This window comes from Legionella israelensis, from assembly GCF_004571175.1.
Classification (GTDB): Bacteria; Pseudomonadota; Gammaproteobacteria; order Legionellales; family Legionellaceae; genus Legionella_D; species Legionella_D israelensis.
On record NZ_CP038273.1, the window covers coordinates 1,890,111 to 1,916,687 of the forward strand.

Sequence of the window (26,577 nt, forward strand, 5' to 3'; positions counted from 1 at the left end):
TCAGGGCATGATACAAAATGAGTTTAAACGCTTGTGAATCAAACCCATTCAATCTTTACCTTCTGCCTTCAATAAGGCAGAATAACCCGTTTTCCTGGCGACCATAGCTGTTTGGTACCACCTGATACCTTTCCGAACTCAGTAGTGAAACAAACACGCGCTGATGATAGTGTGGGGTCTCCCCATGCGAAAGTAAGTCATCGCCAGGGCTTTTTTAACATTAGGAATAAAATTCCTGGATAAAAGCTGGTATAGCTCAGCTGGTAGAGCAACTGACTTGTAATCAGTAGGTCCCGGGTTCGACTCCTGGTGCCAGCACCATCAATAATAGACTAAATAATTTGACATTAGTTACAGCTTGGACGAGAATAGCTTACTTTTCGGAGGGGTTCCCGAGCGGCCAAAGGGATCAGACTGTAAATCTGACGGCTCTGCCTTCGGAGGTTCGAATCCTCCCCCCTCCACCAGCTTATAGGTTTTTACAATATTGCGGGTGTAGTTCAATGGTAGAACTTCAGCCTTCCAAGCTGATAGCGTGGGTTCGATTCCCATCACCCGCTCCAAATATGGATGTTAATTCTATAAGCTTTAGGCAAAACGCTGATTTAAACGCCCACATAGCTCAGGTGGTAGAGCACTTCCTTGGTAAGGAAGAGGTCGTTGGTTCGAGTCCAGTTGTGGGCACCAAATGAATATTAATTGGCAAACGGGGAGATCTTCCGATGGCGAAGGAAAAATTTGAGCGAACGAAGACGCACGTAAACGTTGGTACTATTGGCCACGTAGACCATGGTAAGACGACGTTGACGGCGGCTATTACATTAATTATGTCGCAGAAGTATGGGGGGATGGCCCGTGCTTATGATCAAATTGATGCGGCTCCAGAAGAGCGTGAGCGAGGGATTACGATATCGACAGCGCACGTTGAATATGAATCAGCCAAGCGTCATTATGCTCATGTAGACTGTCCTGGCCACGCGGATTATGTGAAGAACATGATTACGGGAGCTGCTCAGATGGATGGGGCGATTTTGGTTGTATCTGCTGCGGATGGCCCGATGCCACAGACCCGGGAACATATTTTGTTATCACGCCAGGTAGGTGTTCCGTATATTGTTGTTTTTTTAAACAAGGCGGATATGGTAGATGATCCTGAGTTGCTTGAGTTGGTGGAGATGGAAGTACGTGATTTGTTGAGCAGCTATGAATTTCCAGGGGATGATATACCGATTGTGGTAGGTTCGGCTTTGAAAGCGCTGGAAGGTGATACGAGTGAGATTGGTATACCGGCGATTGAGAAGTTAGTTGAAGTGATGGATTCTTACATACCTGAACCTGAAAGAGACATTGACAAGAGTTTCTTATTGCCGATTGAAGATGTATTTTCGATATCTGGACGAGGAACGGTGGTTACTGGCCGTGTAGAAAGTGGCATTATCAAGGTGGGAGATGAAGTAGAGATTGTAGGCATACGTGATACTCAGAAGACGACGTGTACGGGTGTTGAGATGTTCCGTAAACTTCTGGATGAAGGTCGTGCGGGAGACAACGTAGGTGTATTGCTGCGTGGGACGAAGCGCGATGAGGTTGAAAGGGGCCAGGTATTGGCGAAGCCAGGCACGATTAAGCCGCATACGAAGTTTGAAGCGGAAGTGTATGTTTTGTCGAAAGATGAAGGTGGTCGTCATACTCCGTTTTTTAATGGTTACCGACCTCAATTTTATTTCCGCACGACGGATGTGACAGGTTCATGTGAGCTTCCTGAGGGAGTGGAAATGGTAATGCCGGGTGACAATGTTCAAATGACCGTTAACCTGCATTCACCCATTGCTATGGATGAAGGCTTGCGATTTGCAATTCGCGAGGGTGGTCGTACGGTTGGTGCCGGCGTAGTCGCTAAAATTATCGAGTAAAAAGGTGGCGTGAAGTTTGCCCTTCACGCCAAGATATAGGCCAGTAGCTCAATTGGCAGAGCGGCGGTCTCCAAAACCGCAGGTTGGGGGTTCGATTCCCTCCTGGCCTGCCAACCTTATGTGTTGATTATGAAAAGTAATGTTGATAGTGCAAGTAAACTGACAAATACATTTGCTACCTTAGCTATTATCATACTAACGGCGGTGGCATTTTACTGTTCGTATTATCTTAATTTTTCTTCAGCCATTAAAGCCATACTTTGGATAGGTTGGTTGGTTATTGTTCTTGGATTAGGATTATTAACCTCAAAAGGAAAGCAAATATTAAAATTTGCAAAAGAGGCAAAAATTGAATTACAGAAAGTAGTTTGGCCATCACGACAGGAAACGGTTCAAACAACATCTATAGTGATGATCATGGTTGCTATTACGGGATTTGTACTTTGGGGCGTTGATTCTGCTATGATGTGGATCATTGGTAAAATAACACATTTAGGTTGAAAGCGGTGGAAGAGCAAAAAACGAAGCAGTGGTATGTTGTTCATGCCTATTCAGGCTATGAAAATTTTGTTAAACGTGAAATATCATCACGCGCTGTACGTCTCCATCTTGAAGAAAAGATTGGTGAGGTCGTAGTGCCCTCCGAAGAAGTTGTAGAAATGCGCTCAGGTCAAAAGCGAAAAAGTACCCGTAAATTTTTTCCCGGTTATGTGCTTGTTCATATGATTATGGATGATGAAACGTGGCACATGATTCGTGCTATTCCACGTGTGCTTGGGTTTATAGGTGGTACAAGTCAAACACCAACTCCTATTACTGATCAAGAAGCTCAAGCAATCATGCAGAGAGTAGAAGAAGGTGTGAGTAAACCAAGGCCCAAGACATTATTTGAGCCTGGTGAAATTGTTCGTGTCAAGGAAGGACCTTTTGTTGATTTCAATGGTGTTGTAGAAGAGGTCAATTACGAGAAAAGCCGATTAAGAGTCGCTGTGTTAATATTTGGTCGTTCAACACCTGTTGAGCTTGAATTCAGTCAGGTAGAAAAGACCTGATTTATGTAACTGGGGAGCTAAAGTAATAGAACATGAAATAGCGCTTTACCCAAAATAGGAGTTATTATGGCTAAAAAAGTAGAAGCATATATCAAACTTCAAATTCCCGCCGGCAAAGCAAATCCAAGTCCACCGGTAGGACCTGCATTAGGTCAAAGAGGTGTGAATATTATGGAATTTTGTAAAGCGTTTAATGCTGCCACGCAGAATTTGGAGCAAGGATTGCCAACGCCTGTGGTTATTACTGTATATTCGGATCGCAGTTTTACATTTGTTACCAAGACCCCTCCAGCATCGGTTTTATTGAAGAAAGCGGCTGGTATACAAAAAGGCAGCGGTACTCCCAACTCAAAGATTGTCGCCAAGGTAACCGTAAGCCAACTGGAAGATATTGCCAAGACAAAAGAACCTGACCTAACTGCAGCTAATCTTGATGCAGCCGTTAGAAGTATTGCAGGCACTGCGCGCAGTATGGGTATAGAAGTCGAAGGTTTAGAATAAGAGGTACTGTCATGGCAAAACTATCTAAAAAACAAAAGCAAATCAGAGAAGTCATCAAGCTCAATCATTTGTATGAGGCAAAAGAAGCCATTGATGTGATTAAGAAATTTGCATCAGGAAAATTTAATGAAAGTATGGATATCAGTGTTAACTTAGGTGTTGATCCCAGAAAATCTGATCAGGTTGTTCGTTCATCTACAAATCTTCCTAAAGGAACAGGAAAGAAAGTAAGAGTGGCCGTTTTTGCTCAAGGCGATAACGTAGAGAAAGCCAAAGAAGCTGGTGCTGATATCGTTGGTTTTGAAGATTTGGCTGAACAAATTAAATCTGGCAACATGGACTTTGATGTGGTTATTGCCACACCTGATGCAATGCGGATCGTTGGTCAACTAGGTCAGATTTTAGGGCCAAGAGGATTAATGCCAAATCCTAAAGTAGGAACTGTTACCACAAACGTCGAAGCAGCAGTAAAGGATGCAAAATCAGGACAAGTGCGTTATCGTACCGATAAAAATGGAATCATTCATTGTACTATCGGCAAAGTGGATTTTAGTCCTGAAGATATACTCGAGAATGCAGCCGCATTGATTAATGATCTTAAGAAAGCCAAGCCTGCTGCTGCAAAGGGTGTTTACATTAAAAAAATAACCTTTTCATCAACGATGGGACCTGGTTTACCTATTGATATTGCAAGCATACCTGTGTAGAATACACACCCATTTTAAGATTTCACGGCATAGACTTGCTTCCATGCCGTCGAAGACCGCAGGTGCAATAGCTTAATATCCTGCGTAGACGGTGTGCCGAATCAGATATTGAAACGGCCACCATAACTGTCAAATCAATGTTGATTTGAACAATTTAGGAGGTCAGTAACGTGACATTAACATTAGCTGCCAAGAAAGCCGTTGTAGAAGAAGTGACTGAGGTCGCCTCTAAGGCTGTTTCAGCAGTAGTTGCTGATTATCGTGGTTTAACTGTTAATCAAATGACGCAACTTCGTGGTGAGGCTCGTAAAGCTGGTGTTTATCTGCGTGTAGTGAAAAATTCCTTAACTCGCAGAGCATTTCATAACACTTCTTTCGAGTGCTTAAGTGATTGTTTGGTAGGGCCTTTGTTCATTGCCATGTCTATGGAAGCTCCTAGTGATGCTGCCCGATTACTTAAAGACTTTACCAAAACATTTGAAAGATTGGAAATTAAAGCTTTGTCTGTGGGCGGTAAACTTTATGAAGCAAATCAGCTTGAAGCTGTTGCTAGTTTACCAACACGTACAGAAGCCTTATCCAAGCTACTGTTTGTTATGAAGGCGCCAGTTGAGAAATTTGTCAAAACGCTTGCGGAACCTCATGCTAAATTGGTGAGGACTTTTGCTGCCATTAAAGATAAAAAATCAGCTTAACCACTAATCATTAATTGTTTTATTAGGAGCTAGAAATGGCTGTTTCAAAAGAAGATATTTTAAATACAATTTCTAATATGTCTGTAATGGAAGTTGTTGAATTAATTGAAGCAATGGAAGAAAAATTTAATGTTTCTGCTGCTTCTGCTGCCGTGGCTGTTGCCGCACCTGCTGCTGGTGCCGGCGCTGAAGCTGCTGAGGAAAAAACGGAGTTTGATGTTGTAATGACAAGCTTTGGCTCAAACAAAGTGGCTGTCATTAAAGTTGTTCGTGGCATAACCGGACTTGGATTGAAAGAAGCCAAAGATTTAGTGGAATCCACACCTTCTACCATCAAAGAAGCAGTCAGCAAAGATGATGCAGAAAAAATGAAGAAAGAGCTTGAAGAAGCCGGTGCAGCTGTTGAAATTAAATAAGTTGTACTAAAATTAATTAGATACCCAGCTATGTTTTCATGGCTGGGTATACTTATTTGAAAATATAACATTTTTAAAGAGGAATCACCATGGCCGTTGCAGTAGCTAACCCTCAATATTCTCATGCTGAAAAGAAAAGGTTTCGAAAAAGCTTTGGCAAGCAGGCTGATAAAATGGAGATACCAAATCTACTTGAAATTCAGCTTAAATCATACCGTGATTTTTTACAAACTGATTCAAATCTTGAAAATCAACAACTTACAGGGTTACATGCTGCGTTTTCATCCGTTTTTCCAATTGACAGCTTTTCAGGAAATGCTCGCCTGGAATATGTAAGCTACACGCTTGGCGAACCTGCATTTGATGTGCGCGAATGCAAGCTCAGAGGACTGACCTATTCAGCTCCGTTGCGTGTAAAGATCCGTTTGGTCGTATTGGATAAGGATGCTCCAGGTGATTCTAAACCCGTAAAGGATATTCGTGAGCAAGATGTTTTTATGGGCGAAATCCCTCTGATGACAGACGTTGGCACCTTTGTGATTAATGGAACAGAACGTGTTGTGGTTTCGCAACTTCACCGATCCCCTGGCGTTATTTTTGAACACGATAAAGGAAAAACTCATTCTTCCGGTAAATTATTGTATTCTGCACGGATTATTCCTTATCGTGGCTCATGGCTGGATTTTGAGTTTGATCCAAAAGACTGTGTCTTCGTGAGAATTGATCGAAGACGAAAATTGCCTGTCAGCATTTTACTTCGTGCTCTGGGTTATGAAACAGAAGAAATTCTAGCTGCATTTTTTGAATATACGAATTGCCATCTTAAAAATGGTGAGTATCACATAGAATTAATTCCATCAAGATTGCGTGGAGAAATAGCTTCCTTTGATATCATCATTCCCGAAACAGGCGAAGTAATAGTTGAGCAAGGTCGAAGAATTACTGCTCGGCATATCAAACAAATGGAAAAAGCGGATATGCACGATCTTATCGTGCCAAGAGATTATTTAATCGGCAAAATATTAGCTAAAAACATTATTGATGCAAGTACCGGCGAGCTAATTGCCCAGGCTAATGACGAAGTTACCAGCGAGATTTTAGATGCTATGGCTGATGCTGGTATACATAAATTTGAAACAATATATACCAATGATCTTGATCACGGCTCTTATATATCCGACACTTTAAAAATTGACCCTACTTCTAATCAGCTTGAGGCTCTGGTTGAAATTTATCGTATGATGCGCCCAGGTGAGCCGCCGACGAAAGAAGCTGCTGAAGCCTTGTTTAAAAACTTATTTTTTGTGGAAGAACGTTACGATCTTTCAGCTGTAGGAAGAATGAAGTTTAATCGTCGCGTTGGAAGGAAAGAAGATACAGGACCAGGAACACTTACCAAAGACGATATTCTTGCTGTTATCCGTACCCTTATTGATATCCGCAATGGTATTGGAATGGTAGATGATATTGACCATCTGGGGAATCGGCGCGTAAGAAGCGTTGGTGAAATGACCGAAAATCAGTTTCGTGTGGGATTGGTTCGTGTTGAACGGGCTGTTAAAGAGCGATTGAGTCTTGTGGAATCTGAAAATTTAATGCCACAGGATTTAATTAACGCAAAACCTGTTTCTGCAGCGATAAAAGAATTCTTTGGTTCCAGTCAATTGTCTCAGTTTATGGACCAGGTCAATCCATTATCCGGCGTTACTCATAAACGTAGGGTTTCAGCACTTGGACCAGGAGGTTTAACAAGAGAGCGTGCAGGTTTTGAAGTTCGTGACGTACACACTACCCATTATGGTCGCGTGTGCCCTATTGAAACTCCGGAGGGTCCAAACATTGGCTTGATTAATTCACTCTCAGTATACGCTCGAACTAATGATTATGGTTTTATTGAAACCCCTTGCCGAAAAGTCATTGACGGTCATGTTACGGAAGAAATTGAATATTTGTCAGCGATAGAAGAAGTAGATCAATACATTGCTCAATCTAATGTGGAAGTGGATGCAAAAGGGAAAATCCTTGCTGATTTGGTTCCTTGCCGACATCAAAATGAATTTTCCTTAACAACGCCTGATAAGATCAATTATATGGATATTTCTCCTAAACAGATCGTTTCAGTCGCAGCGTCTTTAATTCCATTTTTGGAGCATGATGATGCTAACCGTGCTTTGATGGGTTCTAACATGCAACGTCAAGCAGTGCCTACACTTCGCTCAGAAAAACCGCTTGTTGGTACAGGAATGGAGCGAACGGTTGCTTCTGATTCAGGTGTCTCGGTCATAGCTAAGCGCAGTGGAACCATCGATTTGGTTGATGCTTCAAGAATAGTTGTGCGCGTCAATGATGAGGAAACTCGCGCCGGTGAAACCGGAGTAGATATTTATAACTTAACGAAATATTTTCGTTCAAATCAGGATACTTGTATCAACCAGCGTCCCATTGTCTCCAAAGGCGATGTCATTCGACGAGGGGATGTCATTGCGGATGGTCCGTGTACGGATATGGGTGAGCTCGCACTTGGTCAAAACCTGCTGGTTGCTTTCATGCCCTGGAATGGCTATAACTTTGAGGATTCCATTTTAATTTCTGAAAGAATTGTTCAGGATGATCGTTTTACAACCATTCATATAGAAGAATTAACCTGCATTGCTCGAGACACTAAACTTGGACCAGAGGAAATCACGGCTGATATTCCCAACGTTGGAGAGGCAGCTTTATCCAGTCTTGATGAATCAGGAATTGTCTATATTGGCGCAGAGGTTTCATCTGGTGACATACTTGTTGGAAAAGTGACACCTAAAGGAGAAACACAACTGACTCCAGAAGAAAAATTACTGCGTGCTATTTTTGGTGAGAAGGCATCTGATGTTAAGGACTCTTCATTGCGTGTACCATCTGGCATTAACGGAACAGTAATTGATGTTCAAGTCTTTACTCGCGATGGACTTGAAAAAGATGAGCGTGCAAAAAGCATTGAAGAAGAGCACTTGGCCAGGGTAAGGAAGGATCTTGTGGATGAACGCAGAATTAGGGAGGAAGACATATATCATCGCGTTCGCAGCTTATTGATCAATACCATAGCGGCGGGTGGTCCTGAAGGGCTTAAAGCGAACAGTAAAATTAGCGAAGACTATTTGAACAAGCTACCTAGGGAAAAATGGTTCGACATCCGGTTGAAAAGTGATGAAACCAGTCAACATCTGGAGCAGTCATCAAAACAACTGGAACTTCTTAGCAAGGAAATGGAAAAACGCTTTAATGACAGCCGAAAGAAAATAACCCAGGGAGATGATCTTGCGCCTGGTGTCCTGAAAATAGTTAAGGTTTATCTTGCTGTCAAAAGACGTATTCAACCTGGCGATAAAATGGCCGGTCGGCATGGAAATAAAGGGGTGATCTCTATTGTTGTTCCAGTAGAAGATATGCCTTATATGGAAGATGGGACCCCAGTTGACATCGTATTAAACCCTCTGGGTGTGCCATCAAGGATGAATATTGGACAGGTTTTAGAGACTCATCTTGGTCTGGCGGCAAAAGGATTAGGTAAGAAAGTTGGACAGATGCTGGATGAAAAGAAATCGCCTGAACAGCTTAAAGAATTTCTATATAAGGTATATAACCATGATGGAAATGAGCGGATTAAGCTTGATGATTTAACTGAAGATGAATTATTAGAGCTTGCTGACAATTTACGCGCAGGTATACCTATGGCCACTCCCGTTTTTGATGGAGCAAATGAAGGTGAGATTAAAGCGATGCTCAACCTGGCCGACCTGCCTTTAGATGGTAAAACAGCACTCATTGATGGAAGAACTGGCAATAAATTTGATAATCCCGTTACCGTTGGATATATGTATATGCTGAAACTTAATCACTTGGTTGATGATAAAATGCATGCACGTTCTACAGGTTCTTATAGCCTCGTGACACAGCAACCATTAGGAGGTAAGGCGCAGTTTGGTGGACAGCGTTTTGGTGAAATGGAAGTTTGGGCACTGGAAGCTTATGGCGCGGCATATACTCTGCAAGAAATGCTGACGGTGAAGTCTGATGATGTGGCTGGAAGAACAAAAATCTATAAAAACATAGTCGATGGTGATCATCGCATGGATCCTGGCATGCCGGAATCATTCAACGTTTTATTGAAAGAGATTAGGGCGCTCGGAATTGATATTGAACTTGAGCATGAATAACAAAAGCTTAATGTACATTCCGACTAACCAATTTTTGGAGGCATAGACTTGGCTACTCTAAACGACGATCCAATGAAAAAAGCACCCGTAATGAGTGATTTATTGGGTATTTTAAAACAGCAAGGACAAACTGAAGAATTTGATGCCATTAAAATTGCACTGGCATCTCCTGAGCTAATACGTTCCTGGTCATATGGAGAGGTAAAAAAGCCGGAAACGATTAATTACCGAACCTTTAAGCCAGAGCGCGATGGTCTCTTCTGTGCCAAAACATTTGGCCCGGTGAAAGATTATGAGTGCCTGTGCGGAAAGTATAAACGCTTGAAGCATCGTGGTGTTATCTGCGAAAAATGTGGTGTGGAGTTGGCTCTCGCTAAAGTGCGGCGTGAGCGCATGGGCCATATAGAACTTGCCAGCCCGGTTGCCCACATTTGGTTTCTCAAATCTCTACCGTCAAGAATCGGATTGCTGCTGGACATGACGTTAAGAGACATTGAACGTGTTTTGTATTTTGAAGCGTTCGTTGTTGTTGATCCTGGAATGACTGAGCTTGAAAAAGGTCAATTGCTCAATGATGAAGTCTATCTTGAAGCCATGGAGCAGTATGGCGATGAATTCGACGCAAGAATGGGAGCAGAGGCTATTCGTGATTTGCTTCGAGATATCGATCTGGAAGAAGAGATTAAGACACTTCGTGAGGAATTACCGGAAACCACTTCTGAAACCAAAATCAAAAAAATTACCAAACGACTTAAGCTCTTGGAAGCCTTTTATGAGTCTGGTAATAAACCAGAGTGGATGATCATGGATGTTCTTCCAGTTCTTCCGCCCGATTTACGACCATTGGTTCCTTTAGATGGTGGCCGATTTGCTACTTCTGATTTAAACGATTTATATCGCAGAGTGATTAATCGTAATAATCGGTTAAAGCGACTGCTTGACTTAAATGCCCCTGACATTATCGTAAGAAACGAAAAACGTATGCTTCAGGAGTCTGTTGATGCCCTGCTGGATAATGGACGTCGGGGCAGAGCGATTACCGGGACAAACAAGCGTCCTTTGAAATCCTTGGCTGATATGATCAAGGGTAAACAAGGTCGTTTCAGACAAAATCTTCTGGGTAAACGCGTAGATTATTCAGGCCGTTCCGTTATTGTGGTCGGACCTACATTACGTTTGCATCAGTGCGGCTTACCTAAAAAAATGGCTTTGGAATTGTTTAAACCCTTTATTTTCAGCAAGCTGGAGTTCAGAGGACTTGCAACAACCATTAAAGCTGCGAAAAAAATGGTTGAGCGTGAAGAACCTGTGGTTTGGGATATCCTTGATGATGTTATTCGCGAGCATCCTATTTTGCTAAACCGTGCTCCAACCTTACATCGTTTGGGTATCCAGGCTTTTGAGCCTGTTCTGGTTGAAGGAAAGGCCATTCAACTGCATCCACTGGTGTGTACTGCATACAATGCTGACTTTGATGGTGACCAGATGGCTGTGCATATCCCTCTGACTTTAGAGGCACAGTTGGAAGCTCGTTCGTTAATGATGTCTACAAATAATATTTTATCACCAGCCAGCGGTGAGCCTATTATTGTTCCCAGCCAGGATGTGGTTCTAGGATTATATTATCTGACCCGGGAAAAAATTAATGCCAAGGGTGAAGGTAAAATCTTTGTCAGTGCCCAGGAAGCACAAAATTTCTATGAGGCCGGGCATTTGGATATTCATGCAAAGATAAAAATCCGCATGCCTGCTGAGAACAACAGTGAGATGAAATATCAATTGGTTGAAACCACTGTTGGACGCGCCATACTTGCCGATATCCTGCCAAAAGGAATGTCTTTTGAACAGATTAACAAAACGATGACTAAAAAAGCCATTTCTAAGGTTGTAGACAGTTGTTATCGTCGTTTTGGTCTTAAGGAAACGGTTATTTTTGCTGACCAATTAATGTATACAGGTTTTAAATATGCCACACGAGCTGGTGCTTCCATTGGCATAGAAGATATGGAAATTCCAGATGATAAAGCCAGCATTATCGAGCGAGCTGATAATGAGGTCAGAGAAATTGAATCACAATTTCGCTCAGGATTGGTTACAAATGGTGAACGTTATAATAAAGTCATTGATATTTGGTCAAGAACGAATGAATTAGTTGCAAAATCAATGATGGCTAAAATTGCCACTGAAGAAGTTATTGATCGGAAGGGTGAAAAAATAAGACAGGAATCATTTAATCCAATATACATGATGGCTGACTCAGGTGCCAGAGGTTCAGCCGCCCAGATCAGGCAGTTGGCAGGAATGCGGGGATTAATGGCTGCGCCTGATGGCTCGATTATTGAAACACCTATTACGGCTAATTTCCGCGAGGGTTTGAATGTATTCCAATACTTTATTTCTACCCACGGAGCTAGAAAAGGTCTTGCCGATACAGCTTTAAAAACAGCAAACTCTGGTTATCTGACACGACGTTTAGTCGATGTCTCTCAAGATGTTGTTATTACTGAGTTGGATTGTGGTACAGAAGAAGGTATATTAATGCAGCCACTCATTGAAGGCGGCGATATTGTTGAACCACTTCACGAGAGGGTTTTAGGTCGGGTTGTTGCACAGGATGTTTATCTTCCATCCGAAGAAGAGCCGATTGTCAAAGCAGGAACTTTGCTGGATGAAGATTGGGTAGAACATCTTGAAAAAATGGGTATTGATCAAGTGTTGGTTCGCTCACCGATTAATTGTAAAACTCGATTTGGATTATGTGCCAAGTGCTATGGAAGAGACTTGGCGCGAGGACATTTAGTTAATACCGGTGAGGCTGTTGGAATTATAGCAGCACAATCCATTGGTGAGCCTGGAACTCAGCTCACCATGCGTACATTCCACATTGGAGGCGCAGCTTCAAGAGCAACGGCTGCAAATAATATTCAAATTAAAAATAAAGGAATTATACGCCTGCATAACATCAAAACGGTTACTCATGAAAATAGTAACTTAGTTGCTGTTTCTCGCTCGGGCGAGGTATCTATTGTTGATGAATATGGACGTGAAAGGGAACGTTATAAGCTTCCTTACGGTGCGGTGATTACCGTTCAGGACAAGGCCCCTGTAGAGGCTGGACAAGTTATTGCAACCTGGGATCCTCATACCCATCCAGTTATTTCCGAGGTGAGCGGTTATCTGAAATTTGTAGATTTAATCGATGGCATCACCATGAACCGTCAAACCGATGAATTAACCGGTTTAAGCAATATTGTGGTTATAGATGCTAAACAGCGGAGCACAGCCGGTCGTGATCTACGCCCGATGGTCAAGCTGGTAACTAAAGATGGAGAAGATATATTTCTGGCTGGAACCAATGTTCCTGCGCAATATTATCTGCCTGTGGATGCCATCATTAACTTTGAGGATGGCTCATTGGTTGGCGTAGGTGATATTATTGCACGTATACCACAAGAACGTTCTAAAACCCGTGATATTACCGGAGGTCTGCCGCGTGTTGCTGATCTCTTTGAAGCAAGAAAGCCAAAGGATTCTGCGGTAATGGCAGAAGTATCAGGGCTGATTAATTTTGGTAAAGAAACAAAAGGCAAGCGCAGATTAATTATTACTGAATCTGAAGAAAACGCTTATGAGGAGTTAATACCAAAATGGCGCCATATATCTGTGTTTGAAGGTGAACATGTGGAACGAGGTGAGGTTATCGCTGACGGCCCATTAAATCCACATGACATATTGCGTCTTTTGGGTGTAGGAGCTCTGGCCAACTATATTGTTAATGAAGTTCAAGACGTTTATCGCCTTCAAGGTGTAAAAATTAATGATAAGCATATTGAAGTCATTGTTCGGCAGATGTTACGAAAAAGAATAATTACTGATCCCGGTGATTCAAAATTCCTGATAGGCGAGCAGATAGAAGAAAGTGTCATGTTACAGGAAAATGACAAGCTAATAGAAAACAATAAACAACCAGCAGAAGGCACCCCCATCTTGCTGGGTATTACTAAAGCTTCATTAGCTACAGAATCCTTTATTTCGGCAGCTTCCTTCCAGGAAACAACACGGGTACTGACCGAAGCGGCGGTTAGTGGTAAAGTCGATGAATTACGCGGCTTGAAAGAAAATGTGATGGTAGGGCGTTTGATCCCTGCGGGAACAGGTTTTACTTATCATCAAGGCCGAAAGGCTAAGCGTGCAAGGGCAGCAGGTAGTGAGCACATCTCACATACTGTATCTGCCAGTGATGTTGAGCATGCATTAAGTGAAGCACTTAATGCTGATAACAGCGATCACTGATCTGGGTTCAGGTACGACATGATCACTTGACAAATGTGTCGTACCTATATAGAATCCGGCCTCCTTATGCATTCGAAATAATCACAAAGAAAGTTCGGAGTTAATGATAAATGGCTACTATTAATCAGTTAGTAAGAAAGCCTCGTGTTGACGTTAAAAAGAAAAGTAACGTTCCTGCACTGGAGTCCTGTCCACAACGACGAGGTGTGTGTACGCGCGTCTACACTACAACACCTAAAAAGCCTAATTCAGCAATGCGTAAGGTGGCTCGTGTAAGGTTAACTAATGGCTATGAAGTGACGTCGTATATTGGTGGAGAAGGACATAACCTTCAAGAGCACTCTGTGGTTCTTATTCGCGGAGGAAGGGTTAAAGATCTTCCTGGTGTGCGCTATCACACCGTTCGTGGGAGTCTTGATACTTCTGGAGTAAATGAACGAAAGCAGGGTCGTTCTAAATATGGTACTAAGAAACCAAAAGATAAAAAATAATCTGATTGTAGGAATTTGAAAATGCCAAGAAGAAGAGAAGTCCCAAAACGGGAAATTTTGCCGGATCCAAAACATAACAGTGAATTGCTTGCTAAGTTCATCAATGTGTTAATGGTCAATGGCAAAAAATCAATTGCGGAAAAAATTATTTATGGTGCATTGGAACTGATGCAGCAGCGCTTGCATAAAAGCAAGAAATCTGACGATTCTGACTCGGGTGACGCTGAAGGTGGAAGTGCATTGAAATACTTTGAAACTGCGCTGGAGAATGTGAAGCCCACGGTTGAGGTCAGATCACGTCGCGTGGGTGGTGCAACATACCAGGTGCCCGTCGAAGTGAGAATGGATCGCAGCATTGCATTGGGAATGCGTTGGATTGTAAAAGCAGCCCGCACACGAGGCGAAAAAGGTATGATGATGCGCTTGGCCGGCGAATTAAGCGATGCTTATGAAAACAAAGGGGCTGCTGTTAAAAAGCGAGAAGATACCCACAAAATGGCAAAAGCTAATCAGGCCTTTGCTCATTTTAGATGGAATTAGAAGAGAGGTAAGCCGTGTCAATAACTCCATTAGAATTATATAGAAACATAGGTATTGCAGCACACGTTGATGCTGGAAAAACCACTACAACCGAGCGGGTATTATTTTATACAGGCATGTCACATAAAATTGGTGAGGTTCATGATGGTGCTGCCATCATGGATTGGATGGAGCAGGAGCAAGAGCGCGGCATTACCATTACTTCTGCAGCCACGACCTGTTACTGGGCTGGCATGGATCAGCAATATAAGCGTCATCGCATCAATATTATTGATACACCTGGACACGTCGACTTTATGATTGAAGTTGAACGTTCATTACGAGTATTGGATGGCGCCATAGTGGTTTTTGATTCAGTATCCGGTGTTGAACCCCAGTCTGAAACCGTATGGCGACAAGCTGATAAATATGGTGTGCCAAGACTTGTTTTTGTCAATAAAATGGATCGTATGGGAGCTAATTACCTCCGTGTGGTCAAACAAATTAAACAGAGGCTTGGTGCTAATCCGGTTGTTCTTCAATTACCTATAGGGGCTGAAGATTCTTTTGAGGGGGTTATTGACCTGATTAAAATGAAAGCTATCTATTGGGATGAAGAAAGTAAGGGAATGACTTTTTCATACAAGGATATACCAGAAGAAATGCAGGCGCAATGTGAAGAGTACCGTGCCGAGATTCTTGAAGCCGCTGCAGAATCTTCTGAGGAAATAATGGAAAAATATTTGGAAGGTGGCGAATTAACTGAAGCAGAAATAAAGACGGCCATAAGAACACGTACAATTAACAATGAAATTGTTCCAGTTTATTGCGGATCAGCCTTTAAAAATAAAGGTGTTCAGGCTGTGCTGGACGGGGTCATCGATTTTCTGCCCTCACCATTAGAGATTCCATCCATCAGAGGTGTTGATGAAGATGGAAATGAAATTAAGCGTAAAACCTCCTACGAGGAACCATTCTCTGCCTTGGCATTTAAAATTGCTACCGATCCGTTTGTAGGAACATTAACCTATATACGTGTTTATTCAGGTATCTTGAAAAGTGGCGACACGGTATACAATCCAGTTAAAGGAAAAAAGGAACGAATTGGGCGTCTCTTACAGATGCATTCGAATTCTCGCGAAGAAATTAAAGAGGTTAGGGCAGGAGATATAGCTGCTGCTGTTGGCCTTAAAACAGTTACCACAGGTGATACTCTGTGTGACACACATCATGTGGTTACACTTGAGCGCATGGACTTTCCTGATCCGGTTATTGCTGTGGCTGTTGAGCCTAAAACAAAAGCTGACCAGGAAAAAATGTCTATTGCCCTTGGCAAACTGGCCCAGGAAGATCCTTCCTTCCGTGTTCACACCGATGAGGAGTCTGGTCAAACGATTATTCAAGGAATGGGGGAGCTCCACCTTGAAATTATCGTGGATCGAATGAAAAGAGAGTTTAACGTTGAAGCCAATGTGGGTAAACCACAAGTGGCTTACAGGGAGACGATAAAATCAAGGGTTGAGCAAGAAGGTAAATTTGTACGTCAATCAGGTGGACGAGGCCAATATGGTCATGTATGGCTTAAAATTGAACCTCAAGAGCGAGGTGCTGGTTACGAATTTGTTAATCAGATTGTTGGTGGGGTGATTCCCAAGGAATATATACCGGCTGTAGATAAAGGTATTCAGGAACAATTGCAAAATGGAGTCATTGCTGGATATCCAGTGGTTGATGTGAAAGTTACCTTATTTGATGGCTCCTTCCACGAAGTTGACTCTAGCGAAATGGCATTTAAAATCGCCGGATCTATGGGAGTTAAACAGGGAGCATTAAAAGCCAACCCTGTATTGTTGGAACCCATAATGGCTGTTGAGGTGGTAACCCCCGAAGAATATATGGGTGATGTAATGGGTGATTTAAACAGAAGAAGAGGTCTGGTTCAGGGAATGGACGAGTCTCCTGCTGGAAAAATCATTACCGCAGAGGTGCCTCTTGCCGAAATGTTTGGTTATGCAACTGACTTGCGATCTGCTACTCAGGGAAGAGCTACATATTCAATGGAATTTTCAAAGTATGCAGAAGCGCCTACTAACATAGCTGAAGCAATCATAAAGAAACAATAAAATTTAATGAGGTATTAAAATGGCGAAGGAAAAATTTGAGCGAACGAAGACGCACGTAAACGTTGGTACTATTGGCCACGTAGACCATGGTAAGACGACGTTGACGGCGGCTATTACATTAATTATGTCGCAGAAGTATGGGGGGATGGCCCGTGCTTATGATCAAATTGATGCGGCTCCAGAAGAGCGTGAGCGAGGGATTACGATATCGACAGCGCACGTTGAATATGAATCAGCCAAGCGTCATTATGCTCATGTAGACTGTCCTGGCCACGCGGATTATGTGAAGAACATGATTACGGGAGCTGCTCAGATGGATGGGGCGATTTTGGTTGTATCTGCTGCGGATGGCCCGATGCCACAGACCCGGGAACATATTTTGTTATCACGCCAGGTAGGTGTTCCGTATATTGTTGTTTTTTTAAACAAGGCGGATATGGTAGATGATCCTGAGTTGCTTGAGTTGGTGGAGATGGAAGTACGTGATTTGTTGAGCAGCTATGAATTTCCAGGGGATGATATACCGATTGTGGTAGGTTCGGCTTTGAAAGCGCTGGAAGGTGATACGAGTGAGATTGGTATACCGGCGATTGAGAAGTTAGTTGAAGTGATGGATTCTTACATACCTGAACCTGAAAGAGACATTGACAAGAGTTTCTTATTGCCGATTGAAGATGTATTTTCGATATCTGGACGAGGAACGGTGGTTACTGGCCGTGTAGAAAGTGGCATTATCAAGGTGGGAGATGAAGTAGAGATTGTAGGCATACGTGATACTCAGAAGACGACGTGTACGGGTGTTGAGATGTTCCGTAAACTTCTGGATGAAGGTCGTGCGGGAGACAACGTAGGTGTATTGCTGCGTGGGACGAAGCGCGATGAGGTTGAAAGGGGCCAGGTATTGGCGAAGCCAGGCACGATTAAGCCGCATACGAAGTTTGAAGCGGAAGTGTATGTTTTGTCGAAAGATGAAGGTGGTCGTCATACTCCGTTTTTTAATGGTTACCGACCTCAATTTTATTTCCGCACGACGGATGTGACAGGTTCATGTGAGCTTCCTGAGGGAGTGGAAATGGTAATGCCGGGTGACAATGTTCAAATGACCGTTAACCTGCATTCACCCATTGCTATGGATGAAGGCTTGCGATTTGCAATTCGCGAGGGTGGTCGTACGGTTGGTGCCGGCGTAGTCGCTAAAATTATCGAGTAATTAAAATGAGTAATAATCAAAATATCAAAATACGATTAAAATCCTTTGATCATCGACTCATTGATTCGTCGACACGAGAGATTGTTGAGACAGCAAAGCGAACGGGTGCTCAAATACGAGGACCTATTCCTTTGCCAATCAAAAAAGAAAAATTTACTGTACTTATATCGCCTCATGTCAATAAAGATGCCAGAGATCAGTATGAGTTGCGTACCCATAAAAGATTGGTCGTTATTGTGCACCCAACTGAGAAAACAGTTGATGCCTTAATGAAACTAGATTTAGCGGCCGGGGTAGATGTTCAAATTAGCCTTGATGATTAACCATCAAGCAAGGATATTAGACGAGGTATTAAAATGAATATCGGTTTATTAGGCCGTAAAATCGGGATGACACGAATTTATACGGATAATGGATTATCAATACCAGTAACAGTAGTAGAAGTTGTACCTAACCGCGTGTCTCAAATTAAAAAAATTGACACGGATGGGTATAGTGCTGTGCAGCTAACAGGCGGTAAAAAGAAAGCCAATAAAGTTTCAAAGCCTATGGCTGGTCATTTTGCAAAAGCTGAAATTGGCGCTGGTGATATGCTGGTTGAATATCGCACCGATTTGATTGAGCAATTCAAGATGGGACAAGAACTGAGCGTAGCTGATGTTTTTTCAGACGGTCAACATGTTGACGTATCAGCAACTTCAAAAGGTAAAGGCTTTGCAGGAACTGTAAAACGTCACAATTTCCGTACTCAGGATGCGACACACGGTAATTCATTGTCGCATCGCGTTCCTGGTTCAATTGGTCAAAATCAGACACCGGGACGCGTTTTTAAAGGGAAGAAAATGGCGGGTCAAATGGGTAATAAGCGTTGTACAGTTCAATCTTTGGAGCTTGTGCGCGTCGATAATGAAAGAAATCTTCTCTTGATTAAGGGAGCTGTTCCTGGTGCACCTGGTTCAAGAGTTGAAGTGAAGCCTGCTTTAAAAAAGCAAGCAAGGGGTGAGTAATGGAAATAGTAACAAAAGATACAAATACTCAACTGAATCTTAATGATGCAATATTTGCATATGATTATAATGAAGGCTTAATTCATCAAGCTTTGACCTGCTATTTAAATAGTACAAGATCAGGTAACAGCGCCCAGAAAACAAGATCCGAAGTCAGCGGAGGTGGACGAAAGCCTTGGTCTCAAAAAGGTACAGGACGAGCCAGAGCAGGCTCGATAAGAAGCCCAATATGGCGTTCAGGTGGGGTGACTTTTGCTTCAAAAAAACGTGATTATTCGCAAAAATTAAATAAAAAAATGTACAAACGCGCATTGCGTAGTATAATCTCCGAGCTTAACCGCAGCGGAAACCTGATTATATTGAGTGATTTTCAATGTCAAACGCATAAAACAAAAGATTTCATCAAAAAAATGAATGAACTTAAAATTGATAATGCTTTAATCATCATGAATGAAATTGGTGAGGCTGAATACTTGGGTTCAAGAAATCTTGCAAATTTTGATATATGTGATGTTCAGTCAGTTAATCCGTTTAACTTATTAAAATTTGAAAATGTAATAGTTACAGAAGCGGCCATCAAAGAAATTGAGGAGCAATTACAATGAATTCTGAACGATTGCTGATGGTTCTACGCGAACCTCATACATCCGAAAAATCAACGGTAATGGCTGATAAATTTAAGCAGTTTACATTTAGAGTATTACAAACTGCAACGAAAAAAGAAATCAAAGAAGCTGTTGAACATTTATTTAATGTAAAGGTAAAAAACGTAACTGTTGTAAATGTGAAGGGAAAAACTAAGCGATTCAGACAACTAAGCGGAAAACGTAACGATTGGAAAAAAGCTTTTGTTACTTTGCATGCAGATCAAGACATTGACTTTACGGTCAGCGAATAAGGTAGATAAAAATGGCTTTATTAAAATCAAAACCAACATCACCTGGTAAGCGCAGTGAAATTCGTGTTGTGCATCATCACATTCATAAAGGCAAACCCTATGGACCTTTAGTAGAAAAAAGCAATAAAACCGGTGGTCGAAATAACCAAGGGCGAGTTACCGTGCGCCATATCGGAGGCGGCGAAAGAAACAAATACCGAATTATTGATTTTAAACGTAACAAAATTGGTATTGAAGGACGTGTAGAGCGCTTGGAGTATGATCCTAATCGATCAGCTTTAATTGCATTAATCGTATATAAAGATGGCGAACGCAGATATATCATAGCTCCTGCAAAACTTGAAGTTGGTAATGTGATTATAAGTGCTAATGATGCCCCTATCTCCGTCGGTAATTGTTTGCCTTTAAAGAATATTCCTGTGGGAACAATTATTCATTGTGTTGAATTGAAACCAGGAAAAGGCGCTCAGTTACTAAGAAGTGCTGGATGTGGCGGGCAAATTGTTGCTAAAGAAGGCGAGTACGCTACAATACGTTTAAAATCCGGCGAAATGCGAAAAATTCATTTGCTTTGTAAAGCTGCTGTTGGAGAAGTTAGCAACAGCGAACACAATTTGCGCTCTTTGGGTAAAGCTGGTGCCAAGCGCTGGCGAGGAATTCGCCCAACAGTTCGTGGTGTTGCGATGAACCCGGTAGATCATCCTCATGGAGGTGGGGAAGGTAAAACTTCTGGTGGACGTCATCCGGTTACGCCATGGGGAGTGCCAACTAAGGGATATAAGACGCGAAGTAATAAGGGAACAGATAAATTTATTGTGCGCAGGCGTAAGAAAAAATAACTAGTGAGAGGAAAGTAAGGTGGCTCGTTCTATTCGTAAAGGTCCATATGTAGACCCAAATTTGAGCAAAAAAGTTGAAATGGCAGTTCAAGCTAAATCTAAAAAACCAATAAAAACGTGGTCCCGAAGCTCTACTGTTGTTCCAGAAATGATAGATTTAACGATAGCGGTTCATAATGGTAAAGACCATGTGCCTATATACATCACTGATAATATGGTAGGGCACAAGCTAGGTGAATTTGCCATGACTCGAACTTTTAAAGGTCATGCTGGTGACAGAAAGACCAAAGGTAAATAAGAGGCTGAGATGGAAGTAACTGCAAAATTAAAAAATGCACCACTGTCTGCACAAAAATGCAGATTAATTGCGGATATGATACGTAATATGCAGGTGTCAGGGGCACTTGATGTGCTCAAGTTCACACCCAAAAAAGGCGCGCAACTGATGCTTAAGTTGTTGGAATCAGCAATTGCAAATGCTGAAAACAATGAAGGTGCTGATATTGATGAATTAAAAGTGGGTATGGTTTGCGTTGATGAGGCTCCAACATTAAAACGAATTAGACCGCGCGCTAAAGGTCGTGCAAATCGAATAATGAAACGCACGTGTCATATCACTATAAAAGTGTCTGATGAGGAATAATAATGGGACAAAAAGTAAACCCTACTGGCATACGTCTTGGTATTGTTAAAGATTGGAATTCAAAGTGGTTTGCAGGCAAAAAATATGCTGACCTTTTGATACAGGATATTAAACTGAGGTCAGAGCTGAAAAAGAAACTTCTTTCAGCCGCAGTGAGTCGAATACTAATTGAACGGCCTGCAAACAATGCCGTTGTAACCATATTTACTGCTCGACCTGGTGTCATTATTGGAAAAAAAGGCGGTGGTATTGAATCCTTGCGTGGTGAGATCTCCGCCAAATTAGGTGTGCCAGTCCATTTAAATATAGAAGAAATAAAAAAACCTGAGCTTGACTCAACACTTGTCGCTGAAGGCATTGCACAACAACTTGAGCAGAGGGTTATGTTCCGACGTGCTATGAAAAGAGCTGTGTCTTCAGCTATGAAGGCAGGTGCAAAAGGCGTTAAAATTTGTGTTAGTGGTAGATTAGGTGGTGCTGAAATTGCCCGCAGCGAGTGGTACAGAGAAGGGCGTGTTCCCTTGCACACCTTTCGTGCGGATGTTGATTATGGTACGGCTGAAGCCAAGACGACTTATGGAATTATTGGCGTCAAAGTTTGGATCTTTAAAGGCGAGATACTCCCTCAAAAGAAACGTAGCTCTGATAGCAATAAATGACTGAGGATTTATAATCATGTTACAACCAAAACGTACTAAGTACCGAAAACAAATGAAGGGCCGTAATAGAGGTCTTGCCCAGAGAGGCAATAAAATTAGTTTCGGTGAATTTGGTCTTAAGGCAATAGAGCGTGGGCGATTAACTGCAAGACAAATTGAATCTGCCCGACGAGCTATGACAAGACACATAAAAAGAGGTGGGAAAATATGGATTCGTGTTTTCCCGGATAAGCCGATCACCCAAAAGCCTCTCGAGGTAAGACAAGGAAAGGGAAAGGGAAATGTAGAATATTGGGTGGCGCAAATTCAACCTGGTAAAGTTCTTTTTGAAATGGAAGGTGTTAGTAAAGAACTGGCTATTGAAGCATTTAATCTTGCTAAATCAAAATTACCTTTCAAAGTCATATTTGAAGAACGCGAGGTGATGTAATGAAAAAAGTGTCTGAACTTAGAGAAATGTCAATTGATGAATTAAACGAAGAGTTATTGTCATTGCGAAAACAACAGTTTAATTTGAGAATGAAAAAGGCGAATGGAACTTTAGATAAAACTCATCTTATTCATCAAGCACGTAGAACAGTAGCAAGAGTTAAAACAATACTTACTGAAAAAGCAGGTAACAGCAATGTCAAATAGTGAAACCAACGCCAGAACTGTCATTGGAAAAGTTGTTAGTGACAAAATGGAAAAAACCATCGTTGTATTGGTTGAGCGTACTGTAAAGCATCCAAAGTATGGTAAAATGATTAAGCGAAATACTAAGCTCCATGCCCACGATGAAAATCAAATATGTAAAATTGGAAATGTAGTTAAAATACGTGAATCCAGACCTATTTCCAAAACAAAGAACTGGATGTTAGTAGAAGTAATTTCTTAAACAAATAACATTGATTTACTTTAAAATTGTTCAAAGGGCTGATATAATCAGCAACCCTTTGCAGGTCGATATTAGAGCTGGAGTTTTAGAATGATACAAATGCAAACCGTGCTTGACGTGGCCGATAACAGTGGCGCACGTAAAGTGATGTGTATCAAAGTGCTGGGAGGATCGCACCGACGTTATGCCAGGATTGGTGATGTCATTAAAGTGAGCATAAAAGATGCCATACCAAGAAGCAAAGTTAAAAAAGGCGCTGTTATGAATGCCGTTGTTGTCCGCACTAGTCAAGGGGTGAGAAGAGATGATGGTTCCCTGATACGATTTGATGGCAATGCAGCAGTTTTATTAAATAATCAAAATGAGCCGATTGGCACTCGTATCTTTGGGCCAGTGACTCGTGAGCTTAGAGAGCGATACATGAAAATTATTTCTCTGGCTGCTGAAGTGTTGTAGGGAGGAAATAATTATGAAACGTATAAAAACAGGTGATACCGTTATCGTTATTACAGGAAAAAGCAAAGGGCATGTGGGTAAAGTAAAAAGCCGAAAAGAAAATAAAGTTGTTGTTGAAGGTGCAAATTTAATAAAAAAACACGTACGGCCAAATCCACAGCTTAATCAGAAAGGTGGAATAGTCACTCGTGAAGCTTCTTTGGATGTATCAAACGTTGCGCTTTATAATCCGACCACAAATGCGGCTGATAAAGTAGGTTTTAAATATATTGAAAAAGATGGGATCCCACATAAAGTAAGATATTTCAAATCAAATAATGAAATTATCGATCTGGTATAATTGGTGAATGTAATGGTAAGACTAAAAGAATATTACAAAACAAATGTAGTCGACATGATGATGAAGCGATTCGGCTACAGCAGTGTAATGGAAGTGCCTAAAATCAGTAAGATTACACTTAACATGGGAGTTGGTGAGGCTGTTGGCGATAAAAAGGTATTGAATCATGCTCTTGAGGATATGACCAAAATTGCCGGACAAAAGCCAATTATTACTAAAGCAAGGAAATCCATTGCTGGGTTCAAAATCAGAGAAGGTTGGCCAATAGGTTGTAAGGTTACTTTGCGAAGCGATCGAATGTACGAGTTTCTTGATAGGCTTATTTCCGTTGCTCTTCCTCGTGTAAGAGATTTCCGTGGGCTGAACCCGAAATCTTTCGATGGCACAGGAAATTACAGCATGGGCATTCAGGAACAGATAGTATTTCCTGAAATTGATTTTGATAAGACAGATACAATACGTGGAATGGATATATGTATTACCACCACGGCAAAAACAAATGAAGAAGCAAAAGCTTTATTAGAAGCCTTTGACCTTCCACTTAAAGACAGAGATAAAAATAAAGGGTGATAATGTGGCTAAAAAATCAATGATTGCGCGGCAACAAAAACGAGAAAAGTTAGTAGCTAAATATCAAAAGCGCAGAAGTGAACTTAAAGAATTGATTAAATCGTCTGATGATATGCATGAAATAATGGATGCTCAGGCCAAATTAGCCAAATTACCAGTTAATTCTAATCCGGTACGGCTTAATACTCGTTGCAAACAATGTGGTAGACCGCACGCTGTTTATCGTAAATTTAAGCTCTGCCGAATTTGTTTAAGACAACAACTTATGGCTGGAAATGTACCTGGTGGTAGAAAATCCAGCTGGTAACAAACTTTTTTGGAGAATGATTGTGAGTATGCATGATCCTATAGCGGATATGTTGACCAGAATAAGAAATGGGCAGCAGGCTAAGCACCAGTACATTACGTTAGCATCTTCAAAGATAAAAGAAGAAATCGCTCGTGTACTGCAGGAAGAAGGGTATATTGAAAGTTATCATGTGGAATCATTAAACAACAATATAAAAATGATTACCCTTAAGCTCAAGTATTATCAAGGAAGACCGGTTATTGAACGCATTCAACGAATCAGTAAACCTGGTCTGAGAGTATATAGATCTTGTAAGGAGTTAACATCGATCCCTGGGTTCGGAGTTTCAATCTTATCGACATCCAGTGGTGTAATGACACATGTCTCAGCTAAAACCAAAGGTGTTGGTGGTGAGATACTTTGTGAAGTAGCTTAATACGGGCGAGGATCAATATGTCAAGAGTAGCGAAAGCGCCTATAAATTTACCGGCAAATGTTGAAGTTTTGATAAAAGATAATCTGGTGACGGTAAAGGGACCAAAGGGCACACTAACCCAAAAAATTAATAAGTTGGTGCGCATAAATAAAAATAGCGATAATGAAAAACAGTATTTGTTTCATCCTGCTTCAAAAGATCCAAATGCATGGGCTCAAGCCGGGACAGCACGTGCGCTGGTGAACAATATGGTTCGTGGCGTGACAGATGGTTTCACCAAAACTTTAGAATTGGTTGGAGTGGGTTATCGTGCACAGGCAAAAGACAAATCCATTACTTTATCTTTAGGCTACTCGCATCCAGTAGAATATGTCTTGCCTCAAGGAGTCAAAGCAGAAACCCCTAATAACACCACCATTATACTAAGTGGTATCGATAAACAAATATTAGGTCAGGCTGCTTCTAATATACGTGGATTCAGACCACCAGAACCTTATAAAGGGAAAGGCATCAAGTATGCGGGTGAAATAATCGCCAGAAAAGAAGCGAAAAAGAAATAAGGTATAAATTATGAATAAATATCAATCACGCAGAAGACGTGGATTAAAGGCTAAGGCAAGAATAAATCTAACAGAGTGTGCAAGGCTTGTAGTATACCGAAGTAATTCTCATATTTATTCCCAAATTGTCATTGATGATACCAAAGGCAATAAGGTATTAGCTGCTTCTTCTAGCATTGATAAAGAGTTAAAAACTCAGTTGGTTGGTAAGAAAAAAGTTGACCAGTCATTTATGGTTGGAAAATTGCTAGGTAAACGAGCTCTTGAAAACGGTGTTGAAAAAGTGGCATTTGATAGAGCAGGTTATAGATACCACGGTCGCGTGAAAGCGCTCGCAGATGGTGCTCGTGACGCTGGTTTGAATTTTTAAGGAACGGTTATGGCGTTTGAAGATACAACTAAAACAGATGGTTACCAGGAAAAATTAGTGTCTGTGACCAGAACAGCTAAAGTAGTAAAAGGCGGTCGTGTGTTTGGTTTTGCTGTTTTAGTCGTTGTGGGTGATGGAAAAGGTAAAATTGGCTTTGGTCGCGGAAAAGCTCGTGAAGTTCCCATTGCCATCCAAAAAGCAATGGATCAAGCAAAGAAAAATATGGTTTACATTTCTTTGGCAGGCAGCACGATACAGCATGAAATTACCTGGAGCTATGGCGCATCTAAGGTGTTTATGAAACCAGCCAGTGAGGGAACTGGGATTATTGCTGGTGGTGCGATGAGAGCGGTGCTTGAAGTACTTGGTGTACATAATATCTTGGCCAAAAGTATTGGCTCCACTAATCCAAGCAATATTGTACGTGCAACCGTGGGTGCTCTGAAAAATATGAGTACACCCGACTATGTAGCTGCTAAGCGTGGTAAGACAGTCGAAGAAGTGATGGCAGGTTAAT

The 26,577-nt window shown here is 41.6% G+C and carries 32 protein-coding genes, 5 tRNA genes and 1 rRNA gene; all 38 read left to right on the forward strand.

The window, feature by feature from the left end; all coding sequences use genetic code 11:
• Nucleotides 1-93: 93 nt before the first annotated feature.
• Nucleotides 94-209, forward strand: a 5S ribosomal RNA gene (gene rrf / locus E4T55_RS08510).
• Nucleotides 210-245: 36 nt separating this feature from the next.
• Nucleotides 246-321: transfer RNA gene (locus E4T55_RS08515), tRNA-Thr, on the forward strand.
• Nucleotides 322-382: 61 nt separating this feature from the next.
• Nucleotides 383-467: transfer RNA gene (locus E4T55_RS08520), tRNA-Tyr, on the forward strand.
• 22 nt (nucleotides 468-489) lie between these two features.
• Nucleotides 490-563: transfer RNA gene (locus tag E4T55_RS08525), tRNA-Gly, on the forward strand.
• Nucleotides 564-611: 48 nt separating this feature from the next.
• Nucleotides 612-687 (forward strand) — tRNA-Thr (locus E4T55_RS08530).
• 35 nt (nucleotides 688-722) lie between these two features.
• The gene (tuf, locus tag E4T55_RS08535; protein WP_058502161.1) at nucleotides 723-1,913 is read left to right on the forward strand and encodes an elongation factor Tu; all 1,191 of its coding nucleotides are present in this window, start codon (nucleotides 723-725) and stop codon (nucleotides 1,911-1,913) included.
• 37 nt (nucleotides 1,914-1,950) lie between these two features.
• A tRNA-Trp gene (locus tag E4T55_RS08540) sits at nucleotides 1,951-2,026 on the forward strand.
• 16 nt (nucleotides 2,027-2,042) lie between these two features.
• Nucleotides 2,043-2,414, forward strand: a complete 372-nt coding sequence (secE, locus tag E4T55_RS08545) for a preprotein translocase subunit SecE (RefSeq protein WP_058502221.1) — start codon at nucleotides 2,043-2,045, stop codon at nucleotides 2,412-2,414.
• A gap of 5 nt (nucleotides 2,415-2,419) precedes the next feature.
• Nucleotides 2,420-2,965, forward strand: coding sequence for a transcription termination/antitermination protein NusG (nusG, locus tag E4T55_RS08550; protein WP_058502222.1), 546 nt, complete (start codon nucleotides 2,420-2,422; stop codon nucleotides 2,963-2,965).
• Between the two features lie 66 nt (nucleotides 2,966-3,031).
• Nucleotides 3,032-3,466, forward strand: coding sequence for a 50S ribosomal protein L11 (gene rplK, locus E4T55_RS08555; RefSeq protein ID WP_058502153.1), 435 nt, complete (start codon nucleotides 3,032-3,034; stop codon nucleotides 3,464-3,466).
• Nucleotides 3,467-3,477: 11 nt separating this feature from the next.
• Nucleotides 3,478-4,173, forward strand: a complete 696-nt coding sequence (rplA, locus tag E4T55_RS08560; protein WP_058502154.1) for a 50S ribosomal protein L1 — start codon at nucleotides 3,478-3,480, stop codon at nucleotides 4,171-4,173.
• A gap of 170 nt (nucleotides 4,174-4,343) precedes the next feature.
• Nucleotides 4,344-4,868 carry a 50S ribosomal protein L10 gene (gene rplJ / locus E4T55_RS08565; RefSeq protein ID WP_058502155.1) on the forward strand — a complete coding sequence of 175 codons (525 nt, stop codon included), beginning with the start codon at nucleotides 4,344-4,346 and terminating at the stop codon, nucleotides 4,866-4,868.
• Between the two features lie 35 nt (nucleotides 4,869-4,903).
• Nucleotides 4,904-5,284: a 50S ribosomal protein L7/L12 gene (rplL, locus tag E4T55_RS08570; RefSeq protein WP_058502156.1), complete on the forward strand. Its 381-nt coding sequence runs from the start codon at nucleotides 4,904-4,906 to the stop codon at nucleotides 5,282-5,284.
• 89 nt (nucleotides 5,285-5,373) lie between these two features.
• Nucleotides 5,374-9,480, forward strand: coding sequence for a DNA-directed RNA polymerase subunit beta (gene rpoB, locus E4T55_RS08575; RefSeq protein ID WP_058502157.1), 4,107 nt, complete (start codon nucleotides 5,374-5,376; stop codon nucleotides 9,478-9,480).
• A 90-nt stretch (nucleotides 9,481-9,570) separates the two neighbouring features.
• Nucleotides 9,571-13,773 (forward strand): DNA-directed RNA polymerase subunit beta', encoded by a 4,203-nt coding sequence (rpoC, locus tag E4T55_RS08580; RefSeq protein ID WP_058502223.1) that lies wholly within the window; start codon nucleotides 9,571-9,573, stop codon nucleotides 13,771-13,773.
• A 110-nt stretch (nucleotides 13,774-13,883) separates the two neighbouring features.
• Nucleotides 13,884-14,264, forward strand: coding sequence for a 30S ribosomal protein S12 (gene rpsL / locus E4T55_RS08585; protein ID WP_058502158.1), 381 nt, complete (start codon nucleotides 13,884-13,886; stop codon nucleotides 14,262-14,264).
• 21 nt (nucleotides 14,265-14,285) lie between these two features.
• Nucleotides 14,286-14,804, forward strand: a complete 519-nt coding sequence (gene rpsG, locus E4T55_RS08590) for a 30S ribosomal protein S7 (protein ID WP_058502159.1) — start codon at nucleotides 14,286-14,288, stop codon at nucleotides 14,802-14,804.
• A 14-nt stretch (nucleotides 14,805-14,818) separates the two neighbouring features.
• Nucleotides 14,819-16,906 carry an elongation factor G gene (fusA, locus tag E4T55_RS08595; protein ID WP_058502160.1) on the forward strand — a complete coding sequence of 696 codons (2,088 nt, stop codon included), beginning with the start codon at nucleotides 14,819-14,821 and terminating at the stop codon, nucleotides 16,904-16,906.
• A gap of 19 nt (nucleotides 16,907-16,925) precedes the next feature.
• A complete protein-coding gene (gene tuf, locus E4T55_RS08600) occupies nucleotides 16,926-18,116 on the forward strand; it encodes an elongation factor Tu (protein ID WP_058502161.1) in 1,191 nt (396 codons plus the stop codon).
• Nucleotides 18,117-18,121: 5 nt separating this feature from the next.
• Nucleotides 18,122-18,439, forward strand: a complete 318-nt coding sequence (gene rpsJ, locus E4T55_RS08605; protein ID WP_058502162.1) for a 30S ribosomal protein S10 — start codon at nucleotides 18,122-18,124, stop codon at nucleotides 18,437-18,439.
• Nucleotides 18,440-18,472: 33 nt separating this feature from the next.
• Nucleotides 18,473-19,123: a 50S ribosomal protein L3 gene (gene rplC, locus E4T55_RS08610; protein WP_058502163.1), complete on the forward strand. Its 651-nt coding sequence runs from the start codon at nucleotides 18,473-18,475 to the stop codon at nucleotides 19,121-19,123.
• The gene (gene rplD, locus E4T55_RS08615; protein WP_058502164.1) at nucleotides 19,123-19,728 is read left to right on the forward strand and encodes a 50S ribosomal protein L4; all 606 of its coding nucleotides are present in this window, start codon (nucleotides 19,123-19,125) and stop codon (nucleotides 19,726-19,728) included. The genes rplC and rplD overlap by 1 nt, the downstream gene beginning before the upstream one ends.
• On the forward strand, nucleotides 19,725-20,021 hold the full coding sequence (rplW, locus tag E4T55_RS08620; RefSeq protein ID WP_058502165.1) for a 50S ribosomal protein L23: 297 nt from the start codon (nucleotides 19,725-19,727) through the stop codon (nucleotides 20,019-20,021). The genes rplD and rplW overlap by 4 nt, the downstream gene beginning before the upstream one ends.
• 11 nt (nucleotides 20,022-20,032) lie before the next feature.
• On the forward strand, nucleotides 20,033-20,860 hold the full coding sequence (rplB, locus tag E4T55_RS08625) for a 50S ribosomal protein L2 (protein WP_058502166.1): 828 nt from the start codon (nucleotides 20,033-20,035) through the stop codon (nucleotides 20,858-20,860).
• 19 nt (nucleotides 20,861-20,879) lie between these two features.
• A complete protein-coding gene (gene rpsS, locus E4T55_RS08630) occupies nucleotides 20,880-21,158 on the forward strand; it encodes a 30S ribosomal protein S19 (RefSeq protein WP_058502167.1) in 279 nt (92 codons plus the stop codon).
• Nucleotides 21,159-21,167: 9 nt separating this feature from the next.
• Entirely contained in the window at nucleotides 21,168-21,503 is a 336-nt protein-coding gene (gene rplV, locus E4T55_RS08635) for a 50S ribosomal protein L22 (protein WP_058502168.1), read from the forward strand.
• 2 nt (nucleotides 21,504-21,505) lie between these two features.
• The gene (gene rpsC / locus E4T55_RS08640) at nucleotides 21,506-22,162 is read left to right on the forward strand and encodes a 30S ribosomal protein S3 (RefSeq protein WP_058502169.1); all 657 of its coding nucleotides are present in this window, start codon (nucleotides 21,506-21,508) and stop codon (nucleotides 22,160-22,162) included.
• Nucleotides 22,163-22,178: 16 nt separating this feature from the next.
• Nucleotides 22,179-22,592, forward strand: a complete 414-nt coding sequence (rplP, locus tag E4T55_RS08645; protein WP_058502170.1) for a 50S ribosomal protein L16 — start codon at nucleotides 22,179-22,181, stop codon at nucleotides 22,590-22,592.
• Complete coding sequence (rpmC, locus tag E4T55_RS08650; protein WP_058502171.1) at nucleotides 22,592-22,798, forward strand: 50S ribosomal protein L29; 207 nt, start codon at nucleotides 22,592-22,594, stop codon at nucleotides 22,796-22,798. Before rplP ends, rpmC begins: the two co-directional genes overlap by 1 nt.
• Nucleotides 22,788-23,039 carry a 30S ribosomal protein S17 gene (gene rpsQ, locus E4T55_RS08655; RefSeq protein ID WP_058502172.1) on the forward strand — a complete coding sequence of 84 codons (252 nt, stop codon included), beginning with the start codon at nucleotides 22,788-22,790 and terminating at the stop codon, nucleotides 23,037-23,039. Before rpmC ends, rpsQ begins: the two co-directional genes overlap by 11 nt.
• 90 nt (nucleotides 23,040-23,129) lie before the next feature.
• Nucleotides 23,130-23,495: a 50S ribosomal protein L14 gene (gene rplN / locus E4T55_RS08660; RefSeq protein ID WP_058502173.1), complete on the forward strand. Its 366-nt coding sequence runs from the start codon at nucleotides 23,130-23,132 to the stop codon at nucleotides 23,493-23,495.
• Nucleotides 23,496-23,508: 13 nt separating this feature from the next.
• Nucleotides 23,509-23,835, forward strand: a complete 327-nt coding sequence (rplX, locus tag E4T55_RS08665) for a 50S ribosomal protein L24 (protein WP_058502174.1) — start codon at nucleotides 23,509-23,511, stop codon at nucleotides 23,833-23,835.
• Between the two features lie 12 nt (nucleotides 23,836-23,847).
• A complete protein-coding gene (rplE, locus tag E4T55_RS08670) occupies nucleotides 23,848-24,405 on the forward strand; it encodes a 50S ribosomal protein L5 (protein WP_058502175.1) in 558 nt (185 codons plus the stop codon).
• A gap of 4 nt (nucleotides 24,406-24,409) precedes the next feature.
• On the forward strand, nucleotides 24,410-24,712 hold the full coding sequence (rpsN, locus tag E4T55_RS08675) for a 30S ribosomal protein S14 (protein WP_058502176.1): 303 nt from the start codon (nucleotides 24,410-24,412) through the stop codon (nucleotides 24,710-24,712).
• 28 nt (nucleotides 24,713-24,740) lie between these two features.
• Complete coding sequence (rpsH, locus tag E4T55_RS08680) at nucleotides 24,741-25,130, forward strand: 30S ribosomal protein S8 (protein ID WP_202967192.1); 390 nt, start codon at nucleotides 24,741-24,743, stop codon at nucleotides 25,128-25,130.
• A gap of 17 nt (nucleotides 25,131-25,147) precedes the next feature.
• On the forward strand, nucleotides 25,148-25,690 hold the full coding sequence (rplF, locus tag E4T55_RS08685; protein WP_058502177.1) for a 50S ribosomal protein L6: 543 nt from the start codon (nucleotides 25,148-25,150) through the stop codon (nucleotides 25,688-25,690).
• Nucleotides 25,691-25,700: 10 nt separating this feature from the next.
• Nucleotides 25,701-26,060, forward strand: a complete 360-nt coding sequence (gene rplR / locus E4T55_RS08690) for a 50S ribosomal protein L18 (protein WP_058502178.1) — start codon at nucleotides 25,701-25,703, stop codon at nucleotides 26,058-26,060.
• 9 nt (nucleotides 26,061-26,069) lie between these two features.
• The gene (gene rpsE, locus E4T55_RS08695) at nucleotides 26,070-26,576 is read left to right on the forward strand and encodes a 30S ribosomal protein S5 (protein WP_058502179.1); all 507 of its coding nucleotides are present in this window, start codon (nucleotides 26,070-26,072) and stop codon (nucleotides 26,574-26,576) included.
• The last annotated feature ends 1 nt before the right edge of the window (nucleotide 26,577 follow it).

What these genes read in the sequence shown, in the direction of transcription:
- tuf (WP_058502161.1), top strand. Translation starts at nt 723, where the DNA reads ATGGCGAAGGAAAAATTTGAGCGAACGAAGACGCACGTAAACGTTGGT.
- secE (WP_058502221.1), top strand. Translation starts at nt 2,043, where the DNA reads ATGAAAAGTAATGTTGATAGTGCAAGTAAACTGACAAATACATTTGCT.
- rplK (WP_058502153.1), top strand. Translation starts at nt 3,032, where the DNA reads ATGGCTAAAAAAGTAGAAGCATATATCAAACTTCAAATTCCCGCCGGC.
- rplA (WP_058502154.1), top strand. Translation starts at nt 3,478, where the DNA reads ATGGCAAAACTATCTAAAAAACAAAAGCAAATCAGAGAAGTCATCAAG.
- rplL (WP_058502156.1), top strand. Translation starts at nt 4,904, where the DNA reads ATGGCTGTTTCAAAAGAAGATATTTTAAATACAATTTCTAATATGTCT.
- rpoB (WP_058502157.1), top strand. Translation starts at nt 5,374, where the DNA reads ATGGCCGTTGCAGTAGCTAACCCTCAATATTCTCATGCTGAAAAGAAA.
- rpoC (WP_058502223.1), top strand. Translation starts at nt 9,571, where the DNA reads ATGAGTGATTTATTGGGTATTTTAAAACAGCAAGGACAAACTGAAGAA.
- rpsL (WP_058502158.1), top strand. Translation starts at nt 13,884, where the DNA reads ATGGCTACTATTAATCAGTTAGTAAGAAAGCCTCGTGTTGACGTTAAA.
- rpsG (WP_058502159.1), top strand. Translation starts at nt 14,286, where the DNA reads ATGCCAAGAAGAAGAGAAGTCCCAAAACGGGAAATTTTGCCGGATCCA.
- tuf (WP_058502161.1), top strand. Translation starts at nt 16,926, where the DNA reads ATGGCGAAGGAAAAATTTGAGCGAACGAAGACGCACGTAAACGTTGGT.
- rpsJ (WP_058502162.1), top strand. Translation starts at nt 18,122, where the DNA reads ATGAGTAATAATCAAAATATCAAAATACGATTAAAATCCTTTGATCAT.
- rplC (WP_058502163.1), top strand. Translation starts at nt 18,473, where the DNA reads ATGAATATCGGTTTATTAGGCCGTAAAATCGGGATGACACGAATTTAT.
- rplD (WP_058502164.1), top strand. Translation starts at nt 19,123, where the DNA reads ATGGAAATAGTAACAAAAGATACAAATACTCAACTGAATCTTAATGAT.
- rplW (WP_058502165.1), top strand. Translation starts at nt 19,725, where the DNA reads ATGAATTCTGAACGATTGCTGATGGTTCTACGCGAACCTCATACATCC.
- rplB (WP_058502166.1), top strand. Translation starts at nt 20,033, where the DNA reads ATGGCTTTATTAAAATCAAAACCAACATCACCTGGTAAGCGCAGTGAA.
- rplV (WP_058502168.1), top strand. Translation starts at nt 21,168, where the DNA reads ATGGAAGTAACTGCAAAATTAAAAAATGCACCACTGTCTGCACAAAAA.
- rpsC (WP_058502169.1), top strand. Translation starts at nt 21,506, where the DNA reads ATGGGACAAAAAGTAAACCCTACTGGCATACGTCTTGGTATTGTTAAA.
- rplP (WP_058502170.1), top strand. Translation starts at nt 22,179, where the DNA reads ATGTTACAACCAAAACGTACTAAGTACCGAAAACAAATGAAGGGCCGT.
- rpmC (WP_058502171.1), top strand. Translation starts at nt 22,592, where the DNA reads ATGAAAAAAGTGTCTGAACTTAGAGAAATGTCAATTGATGAATTAAAC.
- rpsQ (WP_058502172.1), top strand. Translation starts at nt 22,788, where the DNA reads ATGTCAAATAGTGAAACCAACGCCAGAACTGTCATTGGAAAAGTTGTT.
- rplN (WP_058502173.1), top strand. Translation starts at nt 23,130, where the DNA reads ATGATACAAATGCAAACCGTGCTTGACGTGGCCGATAACAGTGGCGCA.
- rplX (WP_058502174.1), top strand. Translation starts at nt 23,509, where the DNA reads ATGAAACGTATAAAAACAGGTGATACCGTTATCGTTATTACAGGAAAA.
- rplE (WP_058502175.1), top strand. Translation starts at nt 23,848, where the DNA reads ATGGTAAGACTAAAAGAATATTACAAAACAAATGTAGTCGACATGATG.
- rpsH (WP_202967192.1), top strand. Translation starts at nt 24,741, where the DNA reads ATGCATGATCCTATAGCGGATATGTTGACCAGAATAAGAAATGGGCAG.
- rplF (WP_058502177.1), top strand. Translation starts at nt 25,148, where the DNA reads ATGTCAAGAGTAGCGAAAGCGCCTATAAATTTACCGGCAAATGTTGAA.
- rplR (WP_058502178.1), top strand. Translation starts at nt 25,701, where the DNA reads ATGAATAAATATCAATCACGCAGAAGACGTGGATTAAAGGCTAAGGCA.
- rpsE (WP_058502179.1), top strand. Translation starts at nt 26,070, where the DNA reads ATGGCGTTTGAAGATACAACTAAAACAGATGGTTACCAGGAAAAATTA.